This is a genomic window from Thioclava sp. IC9 (assembly GCF_002213225.1).
Taxonomy (GTDB): Bacteria; Pseudomonadota; Alphaproteobacteria; order Rhodobacterales; family Rhodobacteraceae; genus Thioclava; species Thioclava nitratireducens.
Map to the genome: position 1 here is coordinate 215,074 of NZ_NBNX01000005.1, position 12,626 is coordinate 227,699.

Here is a 12,626-nt window from a genome sequence, read left to right on the forward strand (position 1 = left end):
TGCGAGTTGTTATTTCTGGCGCGTTTCGATGCGGTCGAAGGCGACTTGCGATTGCGCCTTGCCGGTTTCGGGGTCGAGCTTGGTCACGCGCAGGACCAGCCCGGCCTTGGGAGAAAATTCCTTGAGGAAGGCGGTGCGCAGCTTGCCCATCGCGATCCGTTCGACGACCTGCCAGACATCGTAGCGGCACGCGCCGATCAGCACCGAGCCGGGGCCGCGATAGGCGTAGGAGATGGTGCCGCGATCCTTGGTCTCGCCGTCGACTTTCAGCGTCACCGGAGTGCGCCAGTTGCCCAGCTGCGGCAGTTGGTCGAGCCGCGCGGGGTCCTCGTCATAGATGAGCGCGAAACTGCGTCCGTCCATTTCCTGCAGGCTCACCGCCAGCGGATGGTCGTAGCGCTCGCGCTTGGGCGGGCGGCCGAGCTCGGGATCGTCGACCCGGTAGGAGGTCAGCGTGCCGTTTTCGTAGCGATAGGCCTGCGCCATTTTCGGGGCGTTGCGGGTGAGCGTGACGCCCGCCGCGTGCAGGGCCTCGGCCTCCGGGCAATCCGCGGCGCGTGCCGGGGTGAGGGGCGCGGCTATCATCCCCGCGAAGAGAAGGGCCGCGCCGGTGAGGGCGCGGACCGAGGGGAAGCGGGGGCGGAGGGCCATGCCCTGCCGCCCGCGCGAATATTGCGCCCGAAGGCTCACGAGTTCAGCGCTTTCTCGACCGCTGCCTGCGCGTCGCCGCCGTCCTTCGTGGTCACACCGTCGAGCCAGGGCTTCCAGCTGTCCGGGTTGGCCTTGAGCCATTCCTTCGCGGCCGCCTTGGGATCCTCGCCATCGTCGAGGATCTTGCCCATGATCTCGTTTTCCATCGCGAGGGTGAACTTCAGGTTGGAGACGAACTTGCCCGGGTTCGGGCACTCGTCGACATAGCCCGCGCGGACGTTGGTCATGACCGTCGCACCGCCGTAATCGGGGCCGAAGAAGTCATCGCCGCCCGACAGGTAGGTGATGTCGAAGTTGGAGTTCATCGGGTGGGGTTCCCACGCGAGGAAGATGATCGGCTTGTCGGCTTTGTCGGCACGCGCGACCTGCGCGAGCATGCCCTGCTCGGAGCTTTCCTTCAGGTCGAAGTTCTTCAGGCCGAACGCGTCCTTGTCGATCATGTCGAGGATCAGCGCGTTGCCGTCATTGCCCGGCTCGATGCCGTAGATCTGGTTGTCCAGCTCGTCGGCGTGCTTGGCGATGTCGGAGAAGTCCTTGATGCCGAGCTTGGCGCCAGCGGGGTTGGTCGCCAGCGTGTATTTCGCGCCGGTCAGGTTGGTGCCGAGCGTCTCGACGGTGCCGTCCTTGGTGTAGGGATCGACGTTGGCGGCCATCGAGGGCATCCAGTTGCCCAGGAACACGTCGACGTCGCCTTTCGACAGCGCCTCGTAGGTCACCGGAACCGAGAGAACCTTGGTGTCGGTCTCGTAGCCGAGCGCTTCGAGGATGGTGGTCGCGACCGCGGTGGTCGAGGTGATGTCGGTCCAGCCAACATCGGAGAAGGTCACTTTCGAGCAATCGGCGGCCTGAGCGGGCGCGGTGCCTGCCAGTCCGAACGAGAGCGCGGCCCCCAGTGCGAGGAGCGTGGAACGAAGTTTCATGCTTTTTCTCCCTGTGCAGCGTTAAGAAAAACCGCGGGATGCGGTTGTTGATTGACGAGTCAATAAACATGTTCTAGCTCGACATGCAAGCAAGCCACCCGGAAGGAGGCCGATCACATGCCGAAGCTTGGAGCAGAGCCTATACGGCGCGCAGCCTTGGTCAAAGCGACTATTGAGACAGTGGGCGAGGCGGGGTCGCTCGACGTGACGGTCGCGCAGATCGCCCGGCGCGCGGGCATGTCCTCGGCGCTGGCGCACCATTATTTCGGGTCGAAAGACCGGATTTTCCTCGCCGCGATGCGCTCGATCCTTTCGATTTACGGGGCCGAAGTGCGCGGTGCGATGGCGATGGCGCATTCCCCGCACGAGCGTGTTCGCGCAGTTGTGATGGGCTCTTTCGCGGCGGGCTCGTTCCGTCACGAGGCGATCGCCGCGTGGCTGAACTTCTACGTTCTCGCGCAGTCGAGCGCCGAAGCGCGGCGCCTGCTGCATATCTATCAGCGCCGTCTGCGCTCCAACCTCATGCACGGGCTGCGGCCGCTGGTCGGCGATCGCGCGGGCTCCGTGGCCGAGGGTTTGGGCGCGATGATCGACGGCGTCTACATCCGCGCGGCGCTTGTCGCGGGCGAGCCCGACCGCGAGGCCGCCTGCGAACTGGTGCTGGCGCATCTGGAAAAGGAATTGGAGGTCCACCAATGAGGGCACAGCCGAAAGCAAGCCATTTCGTCAATGGCGACTGGATGGAAGATACGGACGGCGACGAGCTGATCGTCACCTATCCCGGCACCGGCGAGGTGATCGCCAAGCTGCATGCGGCGACCCCTGCGGTGATCGACGCCGCGATTTCGGGGGCGGTTGAGGCGCAGAAGAACTGGGCCGCGCTGCGCCCGGTCGAGCGGGGCCGTATCCTGACCCGTGCCGTCGCGATCATCCGCGAGCGCGGTGAGGAACTGGCGCTGCTGGAAACGCTCGACACCGGCAAGCCCATTCAGGAAACCCGCGAGGCCGACTGGCCTTCGGGCGCCGAGGCGCTGGAATATTTTGCGGGTCTCGCGCCCACGCTGACCGGAGAGACGATGCCGCTGGGCGGCGATTTCGCCTATACGATCCGCGAACCGCTGGGCGTCTGCGCAGGGATCGGCGCGTGGAACTATCCCAGCCAGATCGCCTGCTGGAAATCCGCGCCTGCGCTGTCGACCGGCAACGCGATGGTGTTCAAACCCTCCGAGATGACGCCGCTGGGCGCGCTGAAGCTCGCCGAGATCTTCATCGAAGCCGGGATGCCCGCGGGTATCTTCAACGTGGTGCAGGGCTTCGGCCCGGTAGGGGCGGCGCTCTCGACCGATCCGCGTATCGCGAAAGTCTCGCTGACCGGGTCGGTCCCGACGGGTCAGAAGGTCTATCAGGCGGCATCGGCGGGCATGAAGCACGTCACGATGGAGCTTGGCGGCAAATCCCCGATGATCGTTTTTGATGATGCCGATATCGAAAGCGCAATCGGCGCGGCGATGCTAGGGAATTTCTATTCCTCGGGTCAGATCTGCTCGAACGGGACGCGAGTCTTCGTGCAGAAGGGCATCAAGGAGAAATTCCTCGCCCGTCTGAAAGAGCGCGCGGAAACCATTGTCGCGGGCGATCCGCTGGACGAGGCGACGCAATTCGGTCCGCTGATCTCGAAGGCGCAGTTCGACAAGGTCATGTCCTATGTCGAGAGCGCGAAATCCGAAGGCGCGCGACTGGTCTGCGGCGGCTCGGCAGGCAATGAGGGGCCGCTTTTCGTGCAGCCCACCGTTTTCGCCGATGTCACCGACGATATGACCATCGCGCGGGAAGAAATCTTCGGCCCGGTCATGTCCGTGCTGGATTTCGAGACCGAGGAAGAGGCGATCGCGCGGGCCAATGACACGCAGTTCGGCCTCGCCGCGGGTGTGTTCACCGGCGATCTGGCGCGCGGCCACCGTGTCGTGAGCCAGCTGCAGGCGGGTACGACCTGGATCAACGCCTACAACCTGACGCCGGTGGAAATGCCCTTCGGCGCGGTGAAGCAATCGGGCTTCGGGCGCGAGAATTCGCGCGCGGCGGTGGAGCACTATACGCAGCTCAAATCCGTCTATGTCGGCATGGGGCCGGTCGAGAGCCCGTACTGAATTTGAATTTGGGGAGGCTGGGGGCGCTGCCCGTCGCCGGTTGGTCCTCGGACCGATGGCGCACCAACCGGCGCCCCCCGGGATTTTCCGCCAAGGGGAAGATATGAGTGTTTCGGCAGAATATGTGATCGTAGGCGCAGGCTCGGGTGGCTCGGCGCTGGCTTACCGGCTCGTGGAAGCGGGCCGCGACGTGGTCGTGATCGAGCACGGCGGCTCGGATGCCGGGCCGTTCATCCAGATGCCCGGCGCGTTGAGCTATCCGATGAATATGGGGATCTACGACTGGGGCTTTCAGTCGGAACCCGAAGAGCATCTGGGCGGACGCCGTCTGGCGACCCCGCGCGGCAAGGTGCTGGGCGGCTCGTCGAGCATTAACGGCATGGTCTATGTCCGGGGCCACGCGCGCGATTTCGACCATTGGGAAGAAAGCGGCGCGCGCGGCTGGGGCTACGCCGATGTGCTGCCCTATTACAAGCGGATGGAGCATTGGCACGGCGGCGAAGAGACCGAATGGCGTGGCCGCTCGGGGCCGCTGCATGTGACCCGCGGGCCGCGCTCCAACCCGCTGTTCGATGCCTTCGTCGCTGCGGGCGCGGCGGCGGGCTATCCGGTGACCGAGGATTACAATGGCCGGCAGCAGGAAGGCTTCGGGCCGATGGAGGCCACGATCTACAAGGGGCGTCGCTGGTCGGCGGCCAATGCCTATCTGCGCCCCGCGCTCAAGACCGGCAAGTTGCGGATCGTGCGCGGTCTGGCGCGGCGCGTCGTCTTCGAAGGCAAGAAGGCCGTCGGCGTCGAGATCAAGCGCAAGGGGCAGATCGAGGTGGTCCGCGCGACTTCCGAGGTCGTGCTGGCGGCAAGCTCGATCAATACGCCGAAGCTTCTGATGCTCTCGGGTGTCGGCCCGGCAGAGCATCTGCGTGCGCATGGCATCGAGGTGCTGGCGGATCGTCCCGGCGTCGGCGGCAACCTGCAGGATCACCTTGAGATCTATATGCAATTCGCCGCGAAACAACCGGTCACGCTGTTCAAATACTGGAACCTCTACGGCAAGGCCCGTGTGGGCGCGCAATGGCTTTTCACCAAAAGCGGGCTCGGCGCGTCGAACCAGTTCGAAAGCTGCGCCTTCATCCGGTCGGAGGCCGGGATCGACTACCCGGACATCCAGTATCACTTCCTGCCGATCGCGGTGCGCTATGACGGCAAGGCCGCCGCCGAGGGGCATGGCTTTCAGGCGCATGTCGGGCCGATGCGTTCGAAATCGCGTGGCCATATCCGGCTGCGCTCGGGCGATCCCGAGGCCAAGCCCGAGATCAAGTTCAACTACATGAGCCATCCCGACGACTGGGCCGAATTCCGCAAATGCGTGCGGCTGACCCGGGAAATTTTTGCGCAAGCGCCGATGGCCGCCCATGTGAAGCACGAGATCCAGCCGGGGGCCGACGTGGAGACGGATGAGCAGATCGACGCCTTCATCCGCGAACATGCCGAGAGCGCCTATCATCCCTGTGGCACTGCGAAGATGGGGGCGGCGGACGATCCTAGCGCCGTCGTCGATCCGGAAGGCCGCGTGATCGGGGTCGAGGGGCTGCGGGTCGCCGACAGCTCTGTCTTCCCGCGCATTACCAACGGCAACCTGAACGCGCCCTCGATCATGGTGGGCGAGAAGATGGCCGATCACCTGCTGGGCCGGGCACCGCTCGCACGCGAGAACCTCGAGCCGTGGGTGGCGCCGAACTGGCAGGTGGCGCAGCGCTGAGTTAGCGGCCTTCGCGGCGCGGGAGGCTGAGGGCATAGCGCCCCGGCCCCTGCGCCGCGAGGATCAAGAGCCCGCCCGCGATCGCCCAGTTCTTCACGAAGATCGTCACCTGCCACGGGTCGGCGCGCAGCTGCCAGTGAAACCAGCTGGTGAAGATGCAATAGGCGGCGAGGATGAGTGCCCAGGCCCGCACCTTCGGGCCGAAGATCAGGCCAAGCGCCGCGATCAGGTTGAACAGCGCGACGGGCCAGACCAGCCAGCCGGGCAGGCCAAGCCAGCCGATCATTTCCTGCACCATCCGCGGGTCGCTGACTTTCTGCGCCGCGCCGCCGAGGAACAGCAGCGCGATCAGGATGCGGCCGATCAAGTTGAGCGCGTCGGACATGCGGGGCTCCCAAGTTTCGGTTTACCTTTCAGCTACGAAATCTGTTGCGTGCGAGATCAGTCCCACCGATATCTAGGGAATGTTAAGGCTTTGTTCACTTCTGGTTCTCATCGCCTCGCCCGTTTTCGCGGCGACGGTCACGGGCATTCCACGCGTCGTCGATGGCGATACGCTGGTGGTTGCGAATACGCGGGTGCGGCTGTTCGGCATCGACGCGCCGGAGGCGAAGCAAAGCTGCAAGACGACGCAAGGCGTGCGCTGGGCTTGTGGACAGGCCGCGACGGCGGAACTGCAGCGGCTCGCGGGGCGGGGAGTGCGGTGCTCGGGTCACGAGCAGGATCGCTACGGGCGGCTGATCGCTATTTGCCGCGCCGGCGGGCGCGATCTCAACGCCGAGATGGTGGCCCGCGGCGCAGCCTTCGCTTACCGAAGATACGCGCTCGATTATGTCGGGCAGGAGGAGCGCGCGCGCCGCGCGGGTCTCGGCATCTGGCAGGGCGAAGCAAGGCGCCCAGCAGCGGTCCGCGCCGCGACCAAGGTACAAACCCCGCCGGGTAATTGCGCGATCAAGGGCAATATTTCCAAGCGCGGGCGGCTCTATCATCTGCCGGGCACGGGCTCTTATGCCGCGACGCGGATCAATACCGCCAAGGGCGAGCGATGGTTTTGCACCGAGGCCGCGGCAAAAGCGGCCGGATGGCGTCGCGCAGGCGGCTGACTTGATGCGCATCAAGGTGGCGCGAGTCGCGGTGGCCTAATGTCGGTCCGACAGCAAGGAAAGGGAGCGACATGGCCAATACGCCGCACACGCTGCAAGACGAATTCCCGACGAAACTCGATCGGATCCACGAGTTGAAAATCTCCAACGCGCATTTTGCAAAGCTGTTGGACGATTACGACACGCTGAACGATCGCGTGCACCGGGCCGAGACGAATGTGGAGCCGATGGACAGCCTCGCCGAGACCGACCTGCGCAAGCAACGCGCCGCGGTGAAGGATGAGATCGCGCGGATGCTGGGTACCGCCGACGCCTGAGTTGTATGGTAACGAGTGATTTTGGTGGGACGCCTCGGGGCTTCGGCCCCGGGGCGTTTTTCTATGCGATGTCGTAGGGCAGAAGGCCGCGATGGTCGGGATCGACATGCAGGCGGCGTTCCAGCGGCGGAACCGAGCGCTGGTGGCAATCCTTACGCTCGCAGATTCGGCAGGAGATCCCGATCGGCTGGTAGGCCTTGGGATTGCCGAGCTCCATATCGTCGGCATAGACGAGCCCCTTCGCGTGGCTCACCTCGCAGCCCAGACAGATCGCGTAGCGGCGGACTGGCGCGGTGAAGCTGCCGCCCGATTTCGAGACGTCTCGCGCGAGGCAGAGATAGCGAACGCCATCGGGGGTCTCTGCGAGTTGTCGCAGGAATTTAGTCGGAGTTTCAAAGGCTTGGTGGACATTCCAGAGCGGGCAGGCGCCACCGAATCGGGCGAATTGCAGTCGCGTGGCAGAGTGGCGCTTGGTGATGGTGCCGGCTTGATCGACGCGGACGAAGAAGAAGGGAATACCCTTCGCGCCGGGGCGCTGCAGGGTCGAGAGACGGTGGGCGACCTGCTCGATCGAGGCGGTGAAGATGTCGCAGAGTCGCTCCAGATCGTGGCGGGTGTCCTGCGCCGCTTCGAGGAAGGGGCGGTAGGGCAGCAGCGCCGCGCCCGCGAAGTAGTTGGCGAGCCCGATCTTGGCGATCGCCCGGGCCGTGTCGGATTGGAAGCGCGCGAGGTCGAGCGTCGCATCCAGCAAGTCGTTCTGGGTCAGCAGCGCCACTTGGTGCAGCAATTGGAAGGCCTGCGTCGGCCGGCCCGCATGGGCGTTGATCAGAAGCCGGTTGCCGTCACGCTCGCGCAGTTGCGAAATGTCGGAGAACTGCACGTCGAGACCGCGTTTCGCGAGGGTGTCGATAGCATGAGGAATGGGCTCCAACCGCTTGCCATCACGACAGGAAAAGCGTTCGGCGGCACGATCGACGGCGTCGATGTAATTGTCGCAATAGTGAAAGAAGTCGCGGACCTCTTCCCAGGGGGAGACCACCGTCTGTGCCCCCTCGCGGCCCAGGGCTTCGTCGAGCGAGGCGAGGCGTTCATGGGTCTGGCGGTAGGCGCGGTGCAGTTCGAGGAAGGACCGGGCGAGTGCAGGGGCGTTGGAGGCCGCGAGCCGCAGATCGGCCAAGGGCGGCGCGCCGTCGGAGAAGATCGGGTCGGCCAGTGCCTCACGCATGTCCGAGACCAGCCGCTCCGCATCGCCCGCCGAGAGTTCGGTCACGTCGAGGCCGAATTCGCTCGCCAGCGCCAGCACGACCTGCGCCGAGACCGGGCGGTGGTTGTTCTCCATCTGGTTGAGATAGGGCAGCGACACGCCGAGCCGCTCGGCGAAGGCTTTCTGGGTCAGGCCGAGCCGCGTGCGGGTTTCGCGCAGTTTCACGCCGGCATAGAGTTTCTGAGTCGCCATCTGCCCCTCCTTTTTGCAAAGAGATTTTTAGCTTTGCAAAAACCCTGCGTCAAATTTTGCCGGTTCTGAGCCGGCGTCATTGGATCAATCGTGGATGGTCTGCGATCGGTAGCGGGCTTCGCAGTTATGCAATTCGCTATCGCAGGCTTGCCAATAATTTGCAAATTTTCTCGAATCCCCTTTGTAAGATTGTTGCCTTCGGAATAGGGTGCCGAGAAATTATGCGGAGGACCCTCATGAGAGACATCCTGAAGGAGCTGGAGCATCGGCGCGACGAAGCCCGCCTTGGTGGCGGCGAGAAACGCATCGAGGCGCAGCACAAGAAGGGCAAGCTGACCGCGCGCGAGCGGATCGAATTGCTGCTCGACGAGGGCTCTTTCGAAGAGTTCGACATGTTCAAGACCCATCGCTGCACCGATTTCGGGATGGAAGAGAGCAAGCCCTATGGCGACGGTGTCGTTACCGGCTGGGGTACCGTGAACGGGCGCATGGTCTATGTGTTCAGCCAGGATTTCACCGTCTTCGGTGGCTCGCTGTCGGAAACCCACGCCGAGAAGATCTGCAAGATCATGGATATGGCGGTCCAGAACGGCGCGCCGGTGATCGGCATCAACGATTCGGGCGGGGCGCGGATTCAGGAAGGCGTGGCGTCGCTTGCAGGCTATGCGGACGTGTTCCAGCGCAACATCATGGCCTCGGGCGTCGTGCCGCAGATCAGCCTCATCATGGGGCCCTGCGCCGGCGGTGCGGTCTATTCGCCCGCGATGACGGATTTCATCTTCATGGTGAAGGATACGTCTTACATGTTCGTCACCGGCCCCGACGTGGTGAAGACGGTTACGAACGAGCAGGTGACGGCCGAGGAGCTTGGCGGGGCCGCGACCCACACCAAGAAAAGCTCGGTCGCCGATGGCGCCTACGAGAACGACGTCGAGGCGCTGTTCGAGACCCGCCGCCTGATCGACTTCCTGCCGCTCTCGAACCGCGAGAAGGCGCCCGTGCGGCCCTTCTTCGACGAGGTGGACCGGATCGAGGCGTCGCTCGACACGCTGGTGCCCTCGAACGCGAACACCCCCTACGATATGAAGGAATTGATCCTGAAGATCGCCGACGAGGGCGATTTCTTCGAGATCCAGAAGGACTTCGCGGGCAACATCATCACCGGCTTCATCCGTCTGGAAGGTCAGACGGTCGGCGTGGTCGCGAACCAGCCCATGGTGCTGGCGGGCTGTCTGGATATCGATTCCAGCCGCAAGGCCGCGCGCTTCGTGCGCTTCTGCGACGCATTCGAAATCCCGATTCTGACGCTTGTCGACGTGCCGGGCTTCCTGCCGGGCACCAGCCAAGAATATAACGGCGTCATCAAGCACGGTGCGAAGCTGCTGTTCGCCTATGGCGAGGCGACCGTGCCGAAGGTCACGGTTATCACCCGCAAAGCCTATGGTGGCGCCTATGACGTCATGTCCTCCAAGCACCTGCGCGGCGATTTCAACTACGCCTGGCCGACTGCGGAAATCGCGGTGATGGGCGCGAAGGGTGCGGTCGAAATCCTCTATCGCTCGGAACTGGGTGACCAGGAGAAGATCGCCAAGCGCACCGCCGATTACGAGGACCGTTTCGCGAACCCGTTTGTGGCGGCCGAGAAGGGTTTCATCGACGAGGTGATCCAGCCGCGTTCGACGCGTCGCCGGGTGGCCCGCGCCTTCGCGGCGCTGCGCTCGAAGAAGCTGTCCAACCCGTGGAAGAAGCACGATAACATCCCGCTCTGAGGAGGCGCATGACGGGCAGGTCGAGGATCGCGACGCTCTTGCCCGGCGCTCTCGCCGGGCTGGCGCTGGCGTCTCCGGCGCCCGCCCAGGAGCTCCGGGAGGTGACGCCAGTGCCCGATTACGGTGCGGTCATGCATCCGGGCAACCTGGGGGAGGATCTGGGGCCCGGCGACGGGCCGGAGGGGACGAAGGGCGATGCGATCCCGGTACCGTCCGGGCAGAAGGTCTGGTGGGTCGACGTGATCCACAACGAGGCCGGACCGGACGGGCTGACCTATCGCTTCCGCTTCCTCGCGCCGCAGATCGGAGGGCCGAGCCCGATCTCCTCCGATATCGCGCTGAAGGATATCGAGGCGCTGTGCAACGGGTGGGTGGTGCCGCGCCTGCCGCAGCCCGGTCCGGAGCCCGCACAGGTGATGGTGAGCCTGTCGGACCAGATCGTGCCGTTCGGCGAAGCCGCCCCAGAGGTGGTGCAATATTTCGACAGCTTTTCCGTCGAGCATGGAAAATGCGTTTGGGAGTTTTTCTGATGGCCGTGGCCAGACCCGCAGATCACAGCTTGGAAGGCAGGATGCCGGAGCGCGCGTTTGTGCGGACGCTCACGGCAAGATCGCGCTTTCGTGAGCGGGATTTGCGGGCTAACCTGCCCTTGGGGAAAGCGATTTCGGTCCCCGCGTTGAAACGGGTCGTGCCGAACCTCGCCCAGATCGGGGCGCGCGCCCCCCTGGACAGGAGAACGACATGTCGAAAGCTCTCATCGCGCTTGGCCTCGTGGCCTTCGTCGCAGCCTGCGCGCCCAAGCCCGAGCCGATGCCGGTGGCCGTCACCACCGAGCCGACCTACACCGGCAAGTACAAGTGATCTGCGTGCGGGGCAGGGCGGCAGCCACCGCCTTGCCCCCACGATCCCTGCCGAGAGGGTGACGTTTTGCAATACGCCATACGGTTACCTAGCGGAAATTTCCCTTCGGGAGTACGCTCTTAGCCATTCGATAACAGAATGGGGGAGAGTGAAATGGTCCGAATTTCTCTGGGCGCCGTCGCCTGTGCGGCTCTGCTTGTGGGCTGTGCGCCCAAGCCGGAGCCTGCGCCTGTCACCGTGGAGCCGGTCTATACCGGCAAATATGGCGGTCCCGTCGCAAGCGGCAGCAGTTGCCGACCGACCGGACGGCTCGTCGACTCGCAATACCCGGCTTCCGTGCCCGACTGTCCGCTGCAATGCGGACCGTTCGAGACGGCGGTGGCAGCGACAACGCAGCGACCGGCGCAATGCGTCCCCGAGCAGCGCGGTGGCTCGAGCGAGCGCCAGCCGACGCCTAGCAGGGACCCGACCGGCGGGAACCAGACCCCTACGGGTCAATAATGAAGGCGTAACGCAGAAACTCAGCGCGCGCCGTCCCAGCAACTTCAAAGCGGAGGGCGCGTCATGCTGAAGCATCGCGGTTTCCCGTCGCGGCTACCCTCGACGGATTATCAATTCACCATTCGCCGGGCCAACAAGAAGGGCGCGACGAAGATCATTCGGCGTGAACGCTACGCCGATCGCGGTCATGCCGATCGCAAGGCCGATGCGGGCTTCATGGCCGCGCTCTGGGCGCATTTCGGCGAAGAGCCGTTCGAGCGCGGCAATCTCGATGCGGGCCGGTTGAGCTGGCTCTTCGGGCGCGAAGTCGTGCCTGCCGAGGACCCGTTCGACCCCGAAAGCTACGAGGCGCTTCTCAAGATCGACGTGAAACGCGCGGAAGCCTCCTTCCCGGAGGTCTTCGCCGATCCCGACGCCTTCACCTTCGACGATGACGAGGATGAGGATTGGGCATGATTTCGCTGATGTCCTGCGCGAAATGGCGGCATGCCGCCGAATCTCGGAATTGCAGGGATTTCGCCTTTGCAATCCGCGATATGCGCAGTCACATTGAGGGGGCAAGCCGTACTGTCCCCAACACCCGCGGCTTGTGTAATATCCCTACCCCTTCCCTATTCCTGCGGCCTGATCTTATGGTCGGGCCGCAGTTTTTTCCTTCGGAAGGTCAAGGGGCTGCCTGCAGAGATGTGAAGGGCAGTGGCGATAGCTCGCCGATGGGGTCGGACCTCGCGTTTTCGCCGTTGGCTTTTCACGGGGCCGCGATAAACTCGCGTCCAATCATAACCGCTATTGGAGGCAGTTTCCCATGCGCAAAACCCCGATCCTTCTTCTCCTTGCCGGTCTCGCCCTCGCAGGCTGCATGCAAACCGACGGTCAGCGCGCCCTCGCCGGTGCGGCCGGCGGCGCGATCATCGCGGACGCGACCGACAACAACGCGCTCACCGGTGCGGCTCTCGGCGCGCTCGCGGGCACCTATTGCGACGACGCCGGCGTCTGCCAGCGCTCCTACTAAGCACATCCGCGCGGCTCTGTCCGCGCCCGATCGCTATCCGACCGCCATCGGGGCTGCTCGCCCCGGTGGC

The 12,626-nt window shown here is 64.4% G+C and carries 14 protein-coding genes; 10 read left to right on the forward strand and 4 right to left on the reverse strand.

What is annotated here, in order from left to right:
- Positions 1-9 precede the first annotated feature (9 nt).
- Both B6V76_RS14675 and B6V76_RS14680 read right to left on the reverse strand, forming a co-directional pair.
- Positions 10-651 carry a hypothetical protein gene (locus B6V76_RS14675; protein WP_088727799.1) on the reverse strand — a complete coding sequence of 214 codons (642 nt, stop codon included), beginning with the start codon at positions 649-651 and terminating at the stop codon, positions 10-12.
- Between the two features lie 35 nt (positions 652-686).
- Complete coding sequence (locus B6V76_RS14680) at positions 687-1,631, reverse strand: choline ABC transporter substrate-binding protein (RefSeq protein ID WP_075775540.1); 945 nt, start codon at positions 1,629-1,631, stop codon at positions 687-689.
- A 117-nt stretch (positions 1,632-1,748) separates the two neighbouring features.
- Between B6V76_RS14680 and betI the strand changes: the two genes are divergently transcribed.
- The 3 genes from betI to betA all read left to right on the forward strand — a co-directional run bounded on the left by betI (position 1,749) and on the right by betA (position 5,537).
- Positions 1,749-2,330 carry a transcriptional regulator BetI gene (gene betI, locus B6V76_RS14685; RefSeq protein ID WP_075775539.1) on the forward strand — a complete coding sequence of 194 codons (582 nt, stop codon included), beginning with the start codon at positions 1,749-1,751 and terminating at the stop codon, positions 2,328-2,330.
- Entirely contained in the window at positions 2,327-3,778 is a 1,452-nt protein-coding gene (gene betB, locus B6V76_RS14690; protein ID WP_088727800.1) for a betaine-aldehyde dehydrogenase, read from the forward strand. Before betI ends, betB begins: the two co-directional genes overlap by 4 nt.
- A 103-nt stretch (positions 3,779-3,881) precedes the next feature.
- Positions 3,882-5,537: a choline dehydrogenase gene (betA, locus tag B6V76_RS14695; RefSeq protein ID WP_088720259.1), complete on the forward strand. Its 1,656-nt coding sequence runs from the start codon at positions 3,882-3,884 to the stop codon at positions 5,535-5,537.
- A 1-nt stretch (position 5,538) separates the two neighbouring features.
- On the opposite strand, the gene B6V76_RS14700 is transcribed toward betA, so the two are convergent.
- Positions 5,539-5,922 (reverse strand): DoxX family protein, encoded by a 384-nt coding sequence (locus B6V76_RS14700; protein WP_075775536.1) that lies wholly within the window; start codon positions 5,920-5,922, stop codon positions 5,539-5,541.
- 79 nt (positions 5,923-6,001) lie between these two features.
- On the opposite strand from B6V76_RS14700, the gene B6V76_RS14705 reads away from it, so the two are divergent.
- Together B6V76_RS14705 and B6V76_RS14710 are read left to right on the forward strand one after the other, a co-directional pair.
- A complete protein-coding gene (locus tag B6V76_RS14705; protein WP_088720261.1) occupies positions 6,002-6,640 on the forward strand; it encodes a thermonuclease family protein in 639 nt (212 codons plus the stop codon).
- Positions 6,641-6,711: 71 nt separating this feature from the next.
- A complete protein-coding gene (locus B6V76_RS14710; RefSeq protein ID WP_075775534.1) occupies positions 6,712-6,957 on the forward strand; it encodes a YdcH family protein in 246 nt (81 codons plus the stop codon).
- Positions 6,958-7,018: 61 nt separating this feature from the next.
- Here B6V76_RS14710 and B6V76_RS14715 read toward each other — a convergent pair whose 3' ends face one another.
- Positions 7,019-8,413: a helix-turn-helix transcriptional regulator gene (locus B6V76_RS14715; protein WP_075775533.1), complete on the reverse strand. Its 1,395-nt coding sequence runs from the start codon at positions 8,411-8,413 to the stop codon at positions 7,019-7,021.
- 236 nt (positions 8,414-8,649) lie between these two features.
- On the opposite strand from B6V76_RS14715, the gene B6V76_RS14720 reads away from it, so the two are divergent.
- The 5 genes from B6V76_RS14720 (at position 8,650) to B6V76_RS14740 (ending at position 12,556) form a co-directional block, all read left to right on the forward strand.
- Positions 8,650-10,182 (forward strand): acyl-CoA carboxylase subunit beta, encoded by a 1,533-nt coding sequence (locus tag B6V76_RS14720; protein WP_075775532.1) that lies wholly within the window; start codon positions 8,650-8,652, stop codon positions 10,180-10,182.
- An 8-nt stretch (positions 10,183-10,190) separates the two neighbouring features.
- Positions 10,191-10,712: a DUF6497 family protein gene (locus tag B6V76_RS14725; protein ID WP_240497874.1), complete on the forward strand. Its 522-nt coding sequence runs from the start codon at positions 10,191-10,193 to the stop codon at positions 10,710-10,712.
- Between the two features lie 484 nt (positions 10,713-11,196).
- Positions 11,197-11,544, forward strand: a complete 348-nt coding sequence (locus B6V76_RS19740; RefSeq protein WP_141104929.1) for a hypothetical protein — start codon at positions 11,197-11,199, stop codon at positions 11,542-11,544.
- A 63-nt stretch (positions 11,545-11,607) separates the two neighbouring features.
- Positions 11,608-12,000: a hypothetical protein gene (locus B6V76_RS14735; protein WP_075775531.1), complete on the forward strand. Its 393-nt coding sequence runs from the start codon at positions 11,608-11,610 to the stop codon at positions 11,998-12,000.
- A gap of 349 nt (positions 12,001-12,349) precedes the next feature.
- On the forward strand, positions 12,350-12,556 hold the full coding sequence (locus B6V76_RS14740) for a hypothetical protein (RefSeq protein ID WP_075775530.1): 207 nt from the start codon (positions 12,350-12,352) through the stop codon (positions 12,554-12,556).
- Positions 12,557-12,626 lie beyond the last annotated feature (70 nt).